This is a genomic window from Arthrobacter sp. TmtSoilC48, from assembly GCF_059739425.1.
This window is the reverse complement of record NZ_AP046049.1, coordinates 4,646,209-4,662,998: the sequence shown is the minus strand read 5'-3', so window position 1 is coordinate 4,662,998 and position 16,790 is coordinate 4,646,209. Positions and strand designations below refer to the sequence as shown.

Here is a 16,790-nt window from a genome sequence, read left to right as displayed (position 1 = left end):
ATGACCAGCACCCTCCCGGTTGCCGCCGCCCCGCGCATCCAGGATTCCGGGCAGTTCGATGCTTTGGCACAGGAAGCCATCGCGTTGGTCCGCCACTGGCTGACCGAAGCCAGCAAGATTCCCGTGGATGTGTCCGCCCAGCGCCTCGCCGGCGTCCTGAAGGATCCGAATGGCCTTGACTTCACGGTCGGATTCGTCGACGGCGTCATCCGCCCCGAGGACCTGTCCGTCGCCGCCCGGAAACTCGCCGAGCTGGCTCCCAAGGTTCCTGCGTTCCTTCCCTGGTACATGCGCAGTGCGGTCCGTGTGGGCGGCGTCATGGCTCCGATCATGCCCCAGGTGGTCATTCCGATCGCGCGCCGGGTGCTCCGTGAAATGGTGGGCCACCTGATCGTCGATGCCACGGATGCCAAGCTCGGTCCGGCCATCGCGAAGATCCGCCAGGACGGCGTGCACCTGAACGTGAACCTGTTGGGTGAGGCAGTCCTGGGTGAGCACGAAGCGCAGCGCCGCCTGGAAGGCACGCTGAAGCTCCTGGCCCGCGACGACGTTGACTACGTCTCGATCAAGGAATCTTCCACCGTGGCACCGCACTCCCCATGGGCCTTCGACGAAGCCGTCGATCACGTGGTGGAGAAGCTCACCCCGCTCTACCGCCTCGCAGCGTCCTTCCCCAAGCCCAAGTTCATCAACCTGGACATGGAGGAATACAAGGACCTCAGCATGACCATCGCGGTGTTCAAGCGCATCCTGGACATGCCGGAGTTCAAGAACCTCGAGGCCGGCATCGTCCTGCAGGCCTACCTCCCTGACGCCCTCGGTGCCATGCAGGAACTACAGGAATGGGCCGCTGCACGCCGCGCCCAGGGCGGCGCGCCCATCAAGGTCCGCGTGGTCAAGGGTGCCAACCTTCCCATGGAGCAGGTAGAAGCTTCCCTGCACGATTGGCCGCTGGCCACCTGGGGCAGCAAGCAGGACTCGGACACCAGCTACAAGAACGTCATCAACTACGCCCTCACACCGGAGCACATCGACGCCGTCCGGATTGGCGTCGCGGGACACAACCTCTTCGACGTCGCGTTTGCCTGGCTGCTGGCCAAGCAGCGTGGCGTCACCGAAGGCATCGAGTTCGAAATGCTCCTGGGCATGGCAACGGGCCAGGCCACGGCCGTCCGCAAGGACGTCGGCAGCCTCCTGCTGTACACACCGGTGGTCCACCCTGGCGAGTTCGACGTCGCCATCGCCTACCTGATCCGCCGCCTCGAAGAGGGCGCCAGCCAGGAAAACTTCATGTCCGCGGTCTTCGAACTCAGCGAGAATGAGGCTTTGTTCAAGCGCGAGCAGCAGCGCTTCCTGAACTCCCTGGCCAACATGAAGGACGAGGTCCCGGGCCCCAACCGCAAGCAGGACCGCCGCTTGCCAGCCGAGCCTGCCCCGCTGGAGGGCTTCCGCAACACTCCGGATACGGACCCGGCACTTCCGGCAAACCGCGCCTGGGGCCGTGACATCCTCAAGCGCATCCCCGGCTCCACCGCGGGCAACAAGATCGTCGAATCCACCAAGGTTTCCGCCGCCGCCGAACTGGACCGCATCATCGCCACCGCCGTGGAGGCCGGCAAGGCCTGGGGTGCCCGGCCCGCTGCCGAGCGGGCAGCGATCCTGCACCGCGCCGGCGACGTCCTTGAAGCCCGCCGCGCAGAGTTGCTGGAGGTCATGGCTTCAGAAACCGGCAAGACCATTGACCAAGGCGACCCCGAGGTCAGCGAAGCGATCGACTTCGCGCACTACTACGCCGAGCGCGCCAAGGACCTGGAAAAGGTCGACGGCGCCACGTTCGTCCCAGCGAACCTGACCGTAGTGACACCGCCGTGGAACTTCCCGGTGGCGATCCCCGCAGGCTCGACGCTCGCGGCACTCGCCTCAGGTTCCGCCGTCGTGATCAAGCCGGCAAAGCAGGCCCGCCGCTCCGGTTCGGTCATGGTGGACGCGCTCTGGGAAGCCGGCGTGCCGCGCGAAGTGCTGGCACTGGTCCAGCTTGAAGAGCGTGAACTCGGCACCCAGCTGGTCTCGCACCCGAGCGTGGACCGCGTCATCCTCACCGGCGGCTACGAAACCGCTGAGCTGTTCCGCTCCTTCCGCCAGGACCTGCCACTGCTCGCGGAAACGTCCGGCAAGAACGCCATCATCGTCACCCCGAGCGCTGACCTGGACCTCGCAGCCAAGGATGTCGTGTACTCGGCCTTCGGCCACGCCGGCCAGAAGTGCTCCGCCGCGTCCCTGGTGATCCTGGTTGGCTCCGTGGCCAAGTCCAAGCGGTTCCACAACCAGCTCATCGACGCCGCCCGCTCCCTGACCGTCGGCTACCCGGAAAATGCCACCTCGCAGATGGGGCCGATCATCGAGCCGGCCAACGGCAAGCTCCTGAACGCCCTGACCACCCTGGGTGACGGCGAAACCTGGGCCATCAAGCCTGAGCCCCTGGACGAAACCGGTCGGCTCTGGTCCCCGGGCATCCGCTCTGGCGTCAAGCGTGGCTCGTACTTCCACCTCACCGAGTTCTTCGGCCCGGTCCTTGGCGTGATGACCGCGGAGACCCTTGAGGAAGCCATCGCCATCCAGAACGAGATCGAGTACGGCCTCACGGCTGGCCTGCACTCCCTGGACTCCGCTGAAATGGGCGTCTGGCTGGACACCATCCAGGCCGGAAACCTCTACGTCAACCGTGGTATCACCGGTGCGATCGTCCAGCGCCAGCCGTTCGGCGGCTGGAAGAAGTCGGCCGTTGGCGCCGGAACCAAGGCCGGCGGACCGAACTACCTCATCGGCCTGGGCAGTTGGCTCCCCGCCGAAGCCACGGCAAAGCGCGGCACCGTGCTCCAGGGGGCAGCCGCCCAGATCCTCACGGCTGCCAAGTCCGCTGACGTCACTGCCGAGGAACTCCACACCCTTCAGCAGGCACTCTTCAGCGACGCCGCCGCCTGGGAATCCGAGTTCGGCACCCGCAAGGATGTCTCCGCCCTCTCCGCGGAGCGCAACGTGTTCCGCTACCATCCGATCCCGGTCACGGTCCGCCTGTCCGAAGGCGAGCGGCTCGCGGAACTGCTCCGCGTAGTAGCAGCCGGCGCAGTGGCGGGATCGACCCTCAAGGTGAGCTCCGCCGTCGTACTTCCCGACGCTGTGGTGAATGTGTTCGCGAACCTGGGCGTCAGCGTCCGGGTCGAGGACGACGCCGCGTGGCTGGCCCGTGCGGCAAAGTTCGACGCCGGCCGCATCCGCCTGATCGGTGGCGACTTCGCCGCGCTGAGCGCAGCCATGGGTGGCCGCCCGGACGTGGCCGTCTACCACGGTGCAGTGACCCAGGCCGGCCGCATCGAGATGCTCCCGTTCCTGCGCGAGCAGGCCGTGTCCATCACCGCGCACCGCTTCGGCACCCCGAACCACCTCTCGGACCACCTGATCTAATCCGACCAAGACACGCCGGAGTTGCATAAACAGCCAGGCAGGACGTCCTTAACGACGTCCTGCCTGGCTGTCTTCGTTGCTCCTTAGGATTCCAGGACCAGCAACTGGGCCTTGTCCGGCTCCCAGCCAACCCAAAGACTGTCCGTTGCCGACCGCGTGCCGGACTCCGGGCTCATCTCCCGCAGCATCAATTCATGGCCTCCAGCAGTGAGCCGATGACGGACGGTGGCGCCAAGATTGGTGGACGATGTAATAACAGCTCCGCAGCCCCCATCCACAGGCGGCGTTGAACTGAGCTTCAGGTGTTCCGGGCGGATCGATACTGCGTAGTCCGCACCCATAGCGCCCTGGTCCCTCACGCGTGCGATTCCCAAACCACCCAAATCCACGGTGGCCTCCTTGCCGTTGCGCTCCAGTACTGTGCACGGAATCAGGTTGGTGTCGCCAAGGAAGCCGGCAACCCAGTCGGTAAGGGGGTGGTTGTAGACCTCGTCCGGCGGTCCCGATTGGACAATCCGGCCGTCTTTCATCACCACGATCCTGTCCGACATTGCCATTGCTTCTTCCTGGTCGTGGGTAACGAACAGTACGGAGATGCCCAGGCTCTTCTGAAGGGTTTTGATCTCCTCCTGCATCTGTTCGCGGAGCCGCTTGTCCAGCGCTGCCATGGGCTCATCCAGGAGAAGTGCCGCGGGGTTGAATACCAGGGCCCGGGCGAGCGCAACGCGCTGCTGCTGGCCTCCGGACAGCTGCCGTGGCTTGCGGTCACCCAAGGCGCCAAGCCCCACACGCTTGAGTGCTTCGTTGGCCCGCTGGCGCCGTTCCGACGCCGGCACCTTTCTCATGCGGAGCGCGAATTCCACGTTTTCGAGGGCGGTCATGTGCGGGAAGAGGGCGTAATTCTGGAAAACGACGCCCAGGTTCCGGTCCCTTGGAGGGAGCGTGTCTACGGGCTGCCCGTCAATCATGACGGAGCCGGAGGTATGTTCTTCGAACCCGGCCACCATCATCATGGTGGTGGTTTTGCCCGATCCGCTGGGCCCGAGGAGGGTGACAAATTCGCCGGGCTGGACTGTCAGGTCCAACTGGTCGACGGCGACAAACCCACCATAGCTTTTGCGGACCTGCCTGAGCTCAAGAAGTCCCTTCGTTTGCGAAGCTGCGTCTGGAGGGGTGGCGGTGGAAGTCATTGATGCGGTCATCATTGTTCCTTTACGTTTGGGCGGACACTGCCAGGGGCACCATCCGGGAGATCGATCGGCGCTTGAGGACGAACATGACCTGCAGGAGCAGCCCGATGGTCGCAACTGTTACCAACAGCGCGGAGGAGACGGCGATCTTGGGGGTCAGGTTGAACTGGATGTCGGTGAACATCTTCACCGGCAAGGTGGTGGCGCTGGGGGACTGCATGAACAGCGACATCACGGTTTCATCGATCGATACCGAGAAGGCGAATAGTGCTCCTGAGACCAGGCCCGGGAGGATAACGGGGAGGTACACATGCCGGAACACGGACAGCGTCCCCGCGCCCAGGCTTTGGGCCGACCGCACCAGGGCAGGGTTGAGCCCGGCAAGGCTGGCACGCGTTGTGAGGTACACGTAGGGCGTGGCGATGACGGCGTGCGCCAGGCCGATGGGAATGATGCTGCCCACCATGCCAACCGAGATGAAGAACTGGTAGAAGGCAAGGGCAAGCACCACGGTGGGCACGATCATGGGGGCCAGTATCAGTCCCATCACAGCCGATTTCCCGGGAAACGTGCGGCCATGAAGGGCGATGGCCGCCGTAGAACCAATAGCTACACCGATCACCACGGCAATACCCGCTGACTGGAGGCTGGCGGCCAATGCCGACGTCCATGCGGTGTCGGCGAAGAAGCCGGCCACAGCAGCGAAGGACAAACCTTCGGGTGGGAACGTGATGTAGCGGCTGTCATTGAGCGCCACGGGAACCACGATGAGGGTCGGAATCACCAGGAACAGGAAGACCGGCAAAGAAAGCAGGGGTATCAAACGGTGTTGTGGATTAGTTGTCTTCATGGTGCCCTCCGGCCTTGAGGACCCGCTGGTAGACCGCCACGAGGATACTGACCAAAGCTGTGAGGATCACGGCCAGGGCTGCGGCGCCTGGGAAGTCGGTCAACTGCCGGGCGTAGTAGTCGATCTGGTTGGCGATCATCATGTCGCCTGGCCCACCCATGACCACGGGTGTGATGAAGAAGCCTGTGCTCATGATGAAGACCAGGAGGCCGGCTGCCGAGACGCCCGGAGTGCTAAGCGGAAGGGTGATGTGACGGAACACGGATCCTTCCCTGGCGCCGAGCGACCGCGCCGCCAATCCAAGGCGGTCGTCGATGGACATCAGTGAAGAAAAGATCGGAAAGACCGCGTAGGGCAGCAGGCAGTGAACCATGCCGACGATCACCGCGAATCGGTTATGGAGCAACTCGATCGGTGCGTCCGTCAGGCCAATGCCTTGCAGGAAGGCATTGATGATGCCGTTGTCCTGCAGGAGCACCGCCCACGCGAAGTTCTTCACCAGGATGCCGGTCCAGAAGGGCAACAAGACGACGGCGAAGAGGACTACCCGCAGGATGTTCCCGGAACGCCAGAGGACAAGGGCAATGACATAGCCAAGTCCAACGGTCACCAGGGTGGATGCCAGGCTGATGGTAAGCGTGTTCGCCAGCGAACGCAGTACCAGGGGATCCTCAAGTACCCGCTGATAGGCGTTACCGGAAAAGCTTGAGCCAACCAGCTTCCCGAGCGGGGTGAGGAACAGTACGACGTCGAATGCAAGAACAGGTGCCAGCAGCAGCCACCATCCGCTCCTTCTCCGGCGCGGCTTCGCTTCATCCGGCGTCGGAGTCCCGCGGCCTTTCGCCTGGATTCTTTGAGAAGTTATGGCGCTCATGTCAGCTGGCCTGCCACAGCTTGAACTGCTGCTCGGTCTTCTTCAGGTTCTGGGACCACCACTTGTCATCCCGGATGAGGATCTTGTCCGCAAGCAGTGGACTGGTGGGAAGTGTGTCCGCCACTTCCTTGGGCAGCTTGGACAGCGCAGGCGTGTTCGCCAGGGTCAAGTTGGTAACCGTGTCGAAGGCAGCTCCGGCTTCGGCGTCGTTGGACATGAAGTTCATGAGTTTGAAAGCGGCTTCCTTGTTCTTTGCGCCCTTGGGGACCACAAAATAGTCGCCGGCCAGCACCGCGTTCTCGGCGGAGAAGTTCAGCTTGGCCCCGTCCTTGCGCGCAGCGTTGACCCGGTTGTTGAAGCTCGTTGACAGTGCGACTTCTCCTGACGTGAGCTGCTGGATGGGTTCCTGGTTGGCCGAGTGATAAAGAAGACGATCTTTTCCGGGATGGTGGCCCAAGACCCGCAGAGCCCGGTCAACGTCAAGGGGGTAGATCTTGTCGAACGGCACGCCGTCAGCCAGCAGGGCGGCTTCCAGCACGGAGCTGTCGGATAGCTGGTTATAGACGGAGCGCTTGCCGTTGTACTTGTCCTGGTCGAAGAATTGCGCCCAATCCTTGGGCGCCTGCGCATCCGGAATGGCGTTCTGGTCCCATGCCATGACGAAAAGGAAGCTCAGGTACTTGATGCCATACTCCGCCTTGGCGTAGCCGGGAAGACCCTTGTCGCTGATGATGTCGTAGTCGAACTTTTCCAGCAGTCCTTCGGCAACGGCCGTTTCATACTCCGGTGCTGTGATTTCCACCAGGTCCCACTGCACATCGCCGGACTGCACCTGCGCTTTGAGGGAAGCCAGGCTCGTGTTGGCCAAGAGAGTCGGTTGGATACCTGTCTGTTTCGAAAAGGGATCCAGGATGGTCTGCGTGAACTGGTCGTTGTAGGAACCACCGTAGGAAGTGACCGTGACGGTCTTGTTGGCGGCGGCACTTTCGGCTGGCTTGGAACTGCACCCGGATAGTGCCAGTCCGGCAAACGGCGTCAGTGCCGCTGCCTTGAGGATCTGCCTGCGGTCAAAAACGTGGGAACGGAAATCTGTCATGGCTCGCATTGCCTCTCATGTACGCCAACGTCCAGGCTCGCTTCAGGGAGACGGGCCATGGGGGGAGACGGGCGTGTGCTGGGGTTACATCGTGAAGAAGGCTCCCGAAGCTTGGGGGCGGCGGGTTGCGCACGCCCTTCATCAAAGCATTCGAAAGTCAGGTACACCGGCCGTCGTTCGGCCGTTTGGGGTGCCGTAACTGTAACTGTGAGGTTGCTCACTAGTCAACGGTTGTATTGCATTAAGAAACAATCGATCGAAAAAAGAAGCCCGCAGCTGTGTGCGGGCCTCTTTTGGGCTACCTTCGAGGGCGGGTCTCAAACCGCATATCCCAGCCTTTGCAGCCGCCGCCGAGCTGCGAGTTCGCTGGGCCCGTGTGAACCCAGGGCCAGCCGGACCATGGACAGAACAACACGGGCGGCGGTGATGGCAGGCAAGGGGATCGGACCCAAGCGGGCGGGTCGCAGACCCAGCATGTTCCGGTACTTGGGTTCAAGGCTTGCGACGGCGGCAGTGAACAGGATCCGGTAGCCCGGCTGAAGCAACGGGCTCAGGGGCGGGCGGCGTATGAAGGCAATGGTTTCTGCCAGCCGCTCATCCGAGCGCAAGATCCCGGAGCCATACCAGGCTTCCAGTTCCTGGCGCACCTGGGCTTCGGTGACCGGTGGATCTTCCACTCCCATGAGCCGGCCAGCCTGGGCCCATTCGCGGACGTAGGCATCCGGGCCGCCGGGTATCGGGCGGCCCCAGATGCGGTTGGCCCTGAGGAAGGAATCCGCATAGGTGACGTGGACCCAGCGGAGGAGTTCGGGATCATTGGCGGAATAATGGCGGTGGGCGCCAGTTCCGTCCACGTAGCTTCCCTGGACATGTTCGTGGATTTTCCGGACACGGTAGGTTGCTGCCTCAGCGGCTTCTTTGGAGCCATACGTGACGGTGAAGATCCAGCGCACGGTACTGGCCAGCCGCCCCAGCGGATCTTCCTTGAAACCGGAGTGTTCGTAGACACCCGCAAGCGCGCCGGGGTGCAAGGACTGCATCAGCAGGACCCTGATTCCGGCCACGATGGTGGCCATGGAGCCATGCACAGCCCAGACGGCCGAGCCGGGAAGGTGATATCCGGCGTCGTTCCCTTCTGCAAGGCGCGGCACCCACTCAGGTGGGGTTCCGGATGTTCCCGTGAACGTGCGTTGCAGGTCGTATCTGTACTCGGTGAGGTAATTCCTCATGCATCCCATGAGACCGCTCTTCGCGGAACCTGTACAGGGCAATTTGTGTACAGGTCCGGCCCCCATGGCAACACCATGGGGGCCGGAGGGTTCGCGCGGACTAAACGCGGGCGCGGCGCCTTGACGGTGCTGCTGCCACCAGGAGGGCCGCGATGGCGACGGCGGCACTCAGGATCAGGCCCGGACGGTACTGTTCCAGCATGGCTTGGGCGCTGACGGTTCCGGCCGCCTGTCCGTGCCCGCTCACCAAAGCGGTGGTGACTGCCAGGACCAGTGCGGCTCCCACCTGCGTGCTGGTCTGGATCAAACCGGCAGCCAGGCCTTGCTCGGAGTCCTTGATGCCGGTTGTGGCCTGGACGTTGATGGACGGGAAGGCCAGGGCGAAGCCGATGCCCAGCAGGATCACCGAGGGCAGGATGTCCAGGGCGTAGTTGGGCGTGGTGCCCACCCGGAGGAACAGGATGTAGCCCAATCCAAGGGCTGTGAGGCCCGTGAGGATCAGCTGCGTGGCGCCGAATTTCTCGATCAGCCGGTCAGCAAAGGGTGCGCTGGTGGCCACCAGCAGTCCGGCGGGCAGCAGGGCCAAAGCCATGCCCAAAGGCGTCCAACCGAGCACCGACTGCAGGAACATGGTGACGATGAACTGGAAGCTCAGGTAAGAACCGAAAAGCCCCACTGCGCTGAGGTTGGCCCTGGCCACCCAGCCTTCCTTGAGGATGCCGAAGCGGATCAGCGGGTGCTTCACCTTGTTCTCGATCACAGCGAAGGCTGCAAGCACGGCTGCAGAGATTGCGAATCCGGCGATAGTTGCCACAGATCCCCAGCCCTGCTCAGGTGCCGAAACCAACGTGTAGACGAGGCCGAGCATGCCCAGCGCGAGCGTCACCGCACCCCAGATGTCATGCCCGCTGTTTTCAGCAGACGGCTTGTCTTTCGGAATGAACTTCATGCCCAGCAGGACCACGGCGACGGCGATCGGCACGGACACCAGGAACGTCCACCGCCAGCTCAGGCTGGTCATCAGGCCTCCGACCACAAGGCCCAGCGAGAAGCCGCTGGCGCCGAACGTGGTGAAGATGGACAGGGCCTTGTTGCGCTCGCGGCCCTCGGCAAAGTTGGTGGTGATGATGGAGAAACCTGTTGGCGCGGTGAACGCTGCGGCCAGGCCCTTCACGAAGCGCGTAGCGATCAGGATTGCGGGATCGTCCACCAGGCCACCCAGCAGTGAGGCTGCGGCGAACACCGCCAGAGCGATGAGGAATATACGACGACGGCCCAACAGGTCCGCGAGCCGGCCGCCCAGGAGCAGGAGGCTTCCGTACCCCAGGACGTAGGCGGACACGATCCACTGGAGCGAATCGGTTCCGAGGTTGAGTTCCTGTCCGATCGAAGGCAGGGCCACGCCAACCATGGAAACATCCAGCCCGTCCAGGGCGAGGACGGTGCACACAACCATCAGCAGGAGCCACTGGGCGCGCGTCCAACGGACGGCTGAAAGCACGGGTTCGGCGGATCTTTGAAGGGTGGTGGGTGATGTCATGCATCCAAGCTATATGACGCGTCATTGAATGACAAGGAATATGACGCGGAATATTATGACGTGGATTCTAAAGGCGGGATGGACTAGAATCAGGGCATGGCAACGACGCGTGATCGCCAGCTTGTTGAGCAGTGGCGCAGCATTCAGGACTCCTACTTCCGTACCGCAGGAGCCATTGACCGCGCCCTGGAAGCCAAGTTCGACATCGGCCTGAATGAATTCGAAATTCTGGACCTCGTCGCCGAAAGCACGGACGCCGCTTGCCGTATGAAGGCCTTGGGGGAGCGCACGCCGATGACCCAAAGCGCTGTGTCCAAGGTGGTGGACAGGCTCGAAAAAGCAGGCCTGGTCTCCCGCCAAACGTGTGCCGATGATCGTCGCTCCCTGTATCTGGAGCTCACAGACGCCGGCCGCGCCCTGCATGAATCTGCTGCGGTGGAACACCGTGCACTGCTCAAGGAAAACCTCGGGTAGGGAGTCATCCCCGAACCTCAAGATCACTTGAGCAAAAACTGAGGAAACCCTGCGCTTTACTAGGGCCGGAAAGCCTTTATTTTCATATTGATTCCCGCAACAATGGTGCTTGCACGCCAGGCTGGGGTTTGGTGCCGCTGGCTTTGGGGAGTGTTCTTGTGGGCAAGCATAGTGAATCTGACCGATACGTAGACTTGGTGCGCACCGACGGTTTTCGTCGAATGCTCATCGCCGGAATCCTGGCAGCCGCAGCCTTTTTCGCTTTTGGTTTCCAACCCCTAAATTCCGTTTCTACCGGCTCTGTGGATGGTTCTGTGGCGCAGGGCGTCGTTGGACCTTTCTCGCTTGGCAGCCTTGTGCCGCCCGAAGCCGAAACCACAGTGATCGACACCATGCCCGAGCCGCCGACCCAAGAGGCCGGCACGCCCATGGTTTACTTCGACCGCGCACTTGTCCGGACCGTGGCCAAGGACGGATCATCCGGCCTGACCGTTGCTTCGTCCGGCTTGTCGCGTCCACCAGCCGGCAGCCTTTACGCGCCGCTTGAAGTCTTGAATCCGAGTTCTCCATACGGCTACCGCTACAGCCCCATCACTGGGCTGCCCGGCGAGTTCCACTGGGGCCAGGATTACGCCGCCGCATGCGGAACGCGCGTCTACGCCGCCGACGCCGGGGTTGTCAGGGCCGTCGGTTGGCACCTTTGGGGTGGCGGCAACCGTGTTGAAATCGAACACGGCAACGGCCTGGTCACAACCTACAACCACCTTCAAGCGATTGGTGTGACGCAGGGCCAGTCCGTGCGCGTTGGAGAAGTCATCGCCGAGGTAGGGACCACCGGATGGTCCACTGGGTGCCACCTGCACTTTGAGACGATCGTGAACGGCCTGCACACCAACCCCAACGGCTGGATCTATCTGCCCCTCCGGCAGATCGATCCGCTGCAGAACATCACCATGGTGAACTACCAGCCTGGAGTTGGAACGGGCGTCTCTGCCTCGCCGCAGTGGGCCGTCCCGGTGTCGGATAGCACCAACCGGGCCGTCATCGGTGGCGACGACGAAGAGGCCGTTGCTCCGCCGGTGACCACACAGCCGAGCACGTCGAGCACTACGCCGCCCGCCACTTCGGGCACTACGCCGCCTGCCACGCAAACGCCACCATCCACGCAGACGCCACCGGCCACCTCGACGCCGACGCAGACTGTCACACCAACTCCCACGGCTACGGCAACGCCTACGGCTACAGCGACGCCAAGTCCGACGGCGACCTCCACACCGACGCCCACGGCTACATCCACAACGCCGACGTCCACCACAACGACGCCCGGCACGACGACTACAGCACCCAGCACGTCGCCTGCGGTCCCCAACACGGCCACCGCACCCGCCGTCGTCGAGCCCGTGGCGCCCGTCGCTTCAGCGGCACCCGCTGATCCGGCTCCCGCTCCGGTAGCCCCTGCGCCGGAACCCGTGGCTGTTGCACCGGCACCCGTAGTGGTTGAGCCAGCGCCTGTGGTTGTCGCACCCGAGCCCGTAGTGGTTGCTCCCGCTCCGGTTGCGGTGACTCAAACCGTGGAGCCCGTGGCTCCCGTTCCGGCGGCTCCTGTTCAGGCGCCCAGCCCTGTGGCTGTGCTTCCATCAACGCCTCCGGCAGTGGTGCTTCCGCCTGGATATATCCTCGTTGGCCCGGACATGGTCCAGCGGCCGGACGGTGTAATCGTGCCGTTGTCTTCGCTCATCCTTCCCACGTCATAAGCCGGCGAGTGTAGGTACCCCTACGTTTCATGGCTTGGGCAGCTCCCCGTAAGCTCGATCGCGGCAATCCCGCCAGACGACGTCGTCAGGAAGCGATCACATGAGAACTCTTTACAGCATTCCCCTCACCTTCAACGATGGCTCTGAAGCAGACTTCGGACGCTTTGAAGGAAAAGCCGTCCTGGTGGTGAATGTGGCTTCCAAATGCGGCTACACCCGCCAGTACGCCGGCCTTGAGGAGCTCTACGGAAAGTACCGCGAGGAGGGCCTTGAAGTCCTTGGCGTCCCTTGCAACCAATTCGGTGGCCAGGAGCCCGGAGCCGACGAGGAAATCGCGGAATTCTGCGAACGCAACTTTGGCGTCTCGTTCCCGCTCACCAGCAAGGCCAACGTGCTGGGTAAAGAGCAGCATCCGCTATTCGCCGAGCTGACCCGGGACGAGTCCGGGCAGCCGGTCAAGGTCAAGTGGAACTTTGAGAAGTTCGTCATAAACCGTGACGGCGAGCTTGTTGCAAGGTTTCCCTCAAGCGTGGAACCTGACGCGCAGGAATTGGTTGACGCGCTTGAAAAGGCCTTGTCATAAGCATCAATACCTTCGAAGGGAGAAAGTAATTTTCCAACATTCCGCCGGCAGTTAGCCTGTTGTTGGCTTGTTGTCTGGTTGGATTGGCAGTACTGGAATGACACGGGGGACACCGTCTCCCACCAAACGCTAAGGCAGCTATGGAGCTCATCGAGGCCGAGTACCCCAAACCAGGTCATGTGCTTTTGCACTTGAGTGATCTTCACCTGGTGGCCGGTCCAGGCACGCTCCACGGTTCTGTGGACAGCGCTGCAAGGCTCCAGGAGATCTGCGATCAGATCATTGCCTCCAGGATCAAGCCAGAGGCCATCATTTTCACTGGAGACCTTGCGGACAAGGGCGAGTTCCAAGCCTACAAACGTCTCCGGGAAATGATTGAGCCGGTGTGCGATGCGCTCGGAGCGAAGGCCATTTGGGCGATGGGCAACCACGACAACCGCGCCAACTTCCGCTCGGCCTTCCTGGACGCCTCCGTAGCGAGCCGGCCGGAGGACCCTGTGGACCGCAGCTACTTCGTCAACGGGCTCCGGATCATTACCCTGGACACCACGGTCCCCGGATACCACTATGGCGAGTTGTCCGAATCGCAGCTTCAGTGGCTGGCAGCAGAGTTGGCCACCCCCGCCCCGGACGGCACTATCCTCGCCCTGCATCACCCGCCGGTCCCGTGCGTCCAGGACCTCGCAGTGTTGGTGGAGTTGCGCGGCCAAGCCGCCCTGGCCGCCGTCGTCCGCAATTCCGATGTCCGTACCATCCTGGCCGGTCACCTGCATTACTCCACGACGGCGGGCTTCGCCGGCATCCCGGTATCAGTCGCCTCGGCGACGTGCTACACGCAGGACCTCGGCGTGCGCGCCGGAGGACAGCGGGGCCGGGACGGTGCCCAGTCCTACAACATGGTCCACGTCTACGAACACACGATCGTGCATTCGGTGGTTCCCATGTCCGGTGGCGTAACTGTTGGCGAGCCGGTGGACGCTGCCGAAGTGCAGCGCCGCCTCTCGGAAGCCGGCATCCGGATTCCGAGCCGTTCGCGGCGGGTACCAGTCCCGGTGTCGCAGGAACTCGTCTCCCAGTCGAACAACCGGGACTGACCCAGGCTTTCTATTTCTCCCAGGGGGCTTTGACGGGGAAGTATTTCTCCAGGAAGTCGGTTACCAGCTCCGCACGTTCGTCCGCTTCAACCTCCGGGAAGCTGCCATCGTTGAGGCAGAAGAGATCCATGTGCCGTTTGGCCAGCAGCTTTGGAAGGTAGTGCAGTCCGGACCACTGCGTTGTATCGACGTAGCGGACCTTGGCGTTGGTCTGGGTCACGGCCTTGCCGGTGAGCAGCGCGTAGTAGTGGTAGAACGAGTTGGTTACTGAGATGTTGTCCGCAGCGCGGAAGCGGCTGGCCGCGGTCTTGGAGAACTCAGCCGGGAATTCGTGCTCCATCTGGGCCACCACGCTCCGGCGCAGGGGAGCGGCCGTGTGTTCCAGGTGCCTGGTGGTGATCCGTCCGAAGCGTTCCCACAGCAGCTTGCGGTTGACGCGTGCAGCGTTTTCGAAGCCACTGCGTTCGGCATCGTTCTCGCCGAGCCCGATCCGGGTGTCAGCCTCGATGAACTTGGTGATTCCGCCGGGCGTGAAGAACATGTCCGGGCCCACGGGCCTGCCGAAGAACATGTCGTCGTTGGAGTAGAGGAAGTGTTCGGACAATCCCTCGATGTGGTGCAGCTGGCACTCCACTGCTTGCGAGTTGTGGGTGGGCAGTACTGACGGATCGGCGAAGAACTCTTCGCTGCGCACGATCGTGACCGAGGGGTGGTCGGCAAGCCATGCCGGGGTGGGCGAATCGGTGGCAATGAAGATCCGGCGCACCCACGGTGCGAACATGTGGACCGAGCGCAGTGCATACTTCAGCTCGTTGATCTGCCGGAAGCGTGCCTCATGGTCGTCGCCCTCGCCGAGGACAGCACCAGCCTGCTGGGCGCGTCTCCTGGCGATGTATTCGGGGTCGCTGCCATCCACCCACGAGAAGACGATGTCGATGTCGAAGTCGATGTCGCTGGCATGGTCCGCGAACATGTTCTCGATGGTCGGCCAAGTGAGGCCATGGCGCTGCACGGTACCGCGAACGGCGTCCTGGCGCAGCATGGTGCGCCGGGTCAGGGAATTCTCCACGGGGAGTTCAAGGTGGTCGCCTTCGAACCTCCACAGTTCCAGCTGGACACCGAGGGCAGGGCCGTACCAAAGGCCGCCGCCGAGTTCCACCCTGGGCCGGTACAGGCGGAAGATCCGTGCCTTCCGGTTGGCCGAGAGTTCGCCATCTGCAACCAGCACAGAGGTTTTCTTCTTGGCATCGACAGTCATGGAGTAGAACGGCTCATTGCGGAAGGCAGCAACCAGTGCCTCGCGAACGTCCTTGCGCGACTCCCAGTCGACGGCGATGACCGGCCTTTCGTCGTTGCCGCGCACCAGGATGAAGTCCACGCCGGCGGCGTCCAACGCGGCGCGGATGGCCAGCAGGTCAGCAACCATTGCCTGTTGGGGCGTGAGGTCACCGTTAAGGAGGGCGTACCGCCCGCGGTGACGGACGACGTCGGACCTGTGCTTCAGGTGGGCAACGACGGCAGGTGAGACCGCCTCGGCGATCGCATCTTCCTCTACGGTGGGGCTGCCGTGGTAAATCGGATCGACCTGTGCTTGCGTGATGGCTTTTCTCCGTACTGTTGTGAGTCGTTTCTGGGGAATGCGGGAGTCTAGATGGCGAGGGCCTCGCGCCAGCTGCGCAGGAAGGCTCCGCCGGCGTCGTCGTGAATGACGTCGTCCGCCAGCTCGAGGTCGGCGGCGGTAAGAATGGTGTAAGGCTTCACCGGAACGCCGTCTGCGGGCCGGACGTCCACGTGCTTCACATCGTGGTCGTTGTGGTGAAGCCAGTCTGCCATGGCGTAGTCCGTACGGGAATCACCCACGGTGCGCCAGGAGAGCGGGGTGATTCCCTGGGCGGCCAACATTTCCACTGCCCGGCTGGCGCCAAGGTCCTTGCCCAAGCGGACGGATTCGATGTCCGTGGAAATAATGGTGGGGTCCAGGCGGTAGTCCACCGTGTCATCGGACTCCGGGGCGTGGTGGTCCAGGATGGCTGCGTTGAGGCCGTGGCGGCCCATGATGTTCAGGGCATCTGCGTCGAAGAGTTTCTGCTCGGCCAGGTAATCTTCGCTGGCCACGTCAAGGTGCTGCTCAACGGAGACCATGGCGCGCTTGGTCTCATCGAAGAACATGTGCGCGGAGTAGTCCTCGGCGACGAGCCTGCGGATGTCATCCCCGTAGGCCTTGGGCACGGCGAGCTCGTGGTCCACGTGGATGGGTCCGGGGCCGGCAGCTGTGTAGCTGAACCAGACGGCGCCCTTCTCGCAGATGGCGTGGATGATGGTACCGGCCGGCATGCCGGCCTCGATCATCGGCCCCATGACCTGTTCGCTGATGAAGGCGTCCGAGCGGCCCGTGTTGAAGATGACGGGGATGCCGGCCGAAGCCAGCGCCACGAGGTCCGCGATGATATCCGGCTTGACGTCACGCGTTACAGGGCTGGCGATGGGGCCGTCGACGTCCAGCAGCAGCGCGAGGGCTGGGGCCGTGTGGGCAGCGGTCCGGTCGGTACCTTGGAGCGATTGAGTCATGCCCCTATTCTGTCAGTCCCCGAGGTGTGCATCACAGCTATGACGCCTGACGTCGGATAGTCACCGTTTGGCCACA

General features: G+C 62.9%; 13 protein-coding genes. 5 read left to right on the top strand and 8 right to left on the bottom strand.

The window, feature by feature from the left end:
- Window positions 1–3,462 (top strand): bifunctional proline dehydrogenase/L-glutamate gamma-semialdehyde dehydrogenase, encoded by a 3,462-nt coding sequence (locus AC6I97_RS21360; RefSeq protein WP_497946703.1) that lies wholly within the window; start codon window positions 1–3, stop codon window positions 3,460–3,462.
- 83 nt (window positions 3,463–3,545) lie between these two features.
- Here the strand turns inward: AC6I97_RS21360 and AC6I97_RS21355 are convergent, their stop codons facing one another.
- The 6 genes from AC6I97_RS21355 to AC6I97_RS21330 all read right to left on the bottom strand — a co-directional run bounded on the left by AC6I97_RS21355 (window position 3,546) and on the right by AC6I97_RS21330 (window position 10,241).
- Window positions 3,546–4,667, bottom strand: coding sequence for an ABC transporter ATP-binding protein (locus AC6I97_RS21355; protein ID WP_497946702.1), 1,122 nt, complete (start codon window positions 4,665–4,667; stop codon window positions 3,546–3,548).
- A 7-nt stretch (window positions 4,668–4,674) separates the two neighbouring features.
- The gene (locus tag AC6I97_RS21350) at window positions 4,675–5,502 is read right to left on the bottom strand and encodes an ABC transporter permease (protein ID WP_224094166.1); all 828 of its coding nucleotides are present in this window, start codon (window positions 5,500–5,502) and stop codon (window positions 4,675–4,677) included.
- Window positions 5,489–6,376, bottom strand: coding sequence for an ABC transporter permease (locus AC6I97_RS21345; RefSeq protein WP_497946701.1), 888 nt, complete (start codon window positions 6,374–6,376; stop codon window positions 5,489–5,491). The genes AC6I97_RS21350 and AC6I97_RS21345 overlap by 14 nt, the downstream gene beginning before the upstream one ends.
- A gap of 1 nt (window position 6,377) precedes the next feature.
- Window positions 6,378–7,472 (bottom strand): extracellular solute-binding protein, encoded by a 1,095-nt coding sequence (locus AC6I97_RS21340; RefSeq protein WP_224094170.1) that lies wholly within the window; start codon window positions 7,470–7,472, stop codon window positions 6,378–6,380.
- Window positions 7,473–7,789: 317 nt separating this feature from the next.
- Entirely contained in the window at window positions 7,790–8,701 is a 912-nt protein-coding gene (locus tag AC6I97_RS21335; protein WP_497946700.1) for an oxygenase MpaB family protein, read from the bottom strand.
- Window positions 8,702–8,801: 100 nt separating this feature from the next.
- Complete coding sequence (locus AC6I97_RS21330; protein ID WP_497946699.1) at window positions 8,802–10,241, bottom strand: MFS transporter; 1,440 nt, start codon at window positions 10,239–10,241, stop codon at window positions 8,802–8,804.
- 96 nt (window positions 10,242–10,337) lie between these two features.
- On the opposite strand from AC6I97_RS21330, the gene AC6I97_RS21325 reads away from it, so the two are divergent.
- From AC6I97_RS21325 to AC6I97_RS21310, 4 genes are all read left to right on the top strand, one after another.
- Window positions 10,338–10,715 (top strand): MarR family winged helix-turn-helix transcriptional regulator, encoded by a 378-nt coding sequence (locus AC6I97_RS21325; RefSeq protein WP_224094175.1) that lies wholly within the window; start codon window positions 10,338–10,340, stop codon window positions 10,713–10,715.
- A gap of 197 nt (window positions 10,716–10,912) precedes the next feature.
- On the top strand, window positions 10,913–12,469 hold the full coding sequence (locus AC6I97_RS21320) for a M23 family metallopeptidase (RefSeq protein ID WP_497946698.1): 1,557 nt from the start codon (window positions 10,913–10,915) through the stop codon (window positions 12,467–12,469).
- Between the two features lie 100 nt (window positions 12,470–12,569).
- Window positions 12,570–13,052, top strand: coding sequence for a glutathione peroxidase (locus AC6I97_RS21315; RefSeq protein WP_224094177.1), 483 nt, complete (start codon window positions 12,570–12,572; stop codon window positions 13,050–13,052).
- A gap of 140 nt (window positions 13,053–13,192) precedes the next feature.
- Window positions 13,193–14,146: a phosphodiesterase gene (locus AC6I97_RS21310; protein ID WP_497946697.1), complete on the top strand. Its 954-nt coding sequence runs from the start codon at window positions 13,193–13,195 to the stop codon at window positions 14,144–14,146.
- A 10-nt stretch (window positions 14,147–14,156) separates the two neighbouring features.
- Here the strand turns inward: AC6I97_RS21310 and AC6I97_RS21305 are convergent, their stop codons facing one another.
- Entirely contained in the window at window positions 14,157–15,746 is a 1,590-nt protein-coding gene (locus AC6I97_RS21305) for a stealth family protein (protein WP_396133557.1), read from the bottom strand.
- A 47-nt stretch (window positions 15,747–15,793) separates the two neighbouring features.
- Window positions 15,794–16,714: a Cof-type HAD-IIB family hydrolase gene (locus AC6I97_RS21300; RefSeq protein ID WP_224166344.1), complete on the bottom strand. Its 921-nt coding sequence runs from the start codon at window positions 16,712–16,714 to the stop codon at window positions 15,794–15,796.
- Between the last annotated feature and the right edge of the window lie 76 nt (window positions 16,715–16,790).

Bases quoted from the DNA above. Each gene is read 5' to 3' on its own strand.
- AC6I97_RS21360 (WP_497946703.1), top strand. From the start codon at position 1: ATGACCAGCACCCTCCCGGTTGCCGCCGCCCCGCGCATCCAGGATTCC.
- AC6I97_RS21330 (WP_497946699.1), bottom strand. From the start codon at position 10,241: ATGACATCACCCACCACCCTTCAAAGATCCGCCGAACCCGTGCTTTCA.
- AC6I97_RS21310 (WP_497946697.1), top strand. From the start codon at position 13,193: ATGGAGCTCATCGAGGCCGAGTACCCCAAACCAGGTCATGTGCTTTTG.
- AC6I97_RS21325 (WP_224094175.1), top strand. From the start codon at position 10,338: ATGGCAACGACGCGTGATCGCCAGCTTGTTGAGCAGTGGCGCAGCATT.
- AC6I97_RS21315 (WP_224094177.1), top strand. From the start codon at position 12,570: ATGAGAACTCTTTACAGCATTCCCCTCACCTTCAACGATGGCTCTGAA.
- AC6I97_RS21355 (WP_497946702.1), bottom strand. From the start codon at position 4,667: ATGATGACCGCATCAATGACTTCCACCGCCACCCCTCCAGACGCAGCT.
- AC6I97_RS21350 (WP_224094166.1), bottom strand. From the start codon at position 5,502: ATGAAGACAACTAATCCACAACACCGTTTGATACCCCTGCTTTCTTTG.
- AC6I97_RS21340 (WP_224094170.1), bottom strand. From the start codon at position 7,472: ATGACAGATTTCCGTTCCCACGTTTTTGACCGCAGGCAGATCCTCAAG.
- AC6I97_RS21335 (WP_497946700.1), bottom strand. From the start codon at position 8,701: ATGAGGAATTACCTCACCGAGTACAGATACGACCTGCAACGCACGTTC.
- AC6I97_RS21300 (WP_224166344.1), bottom strand. From the start codon at position 16,714: ATGACTCAATCGCTCCAAGGTACCGACCGGACCGCTGCCCACACGGCC.
- AC6I97_RS21345 (WP_497946701.1), bottom strand. From the start codon at position 6,376: ATGAGCGCCATAACTTCTCAAAGAATCCAGGCGAAAGGCCGCGGGACT.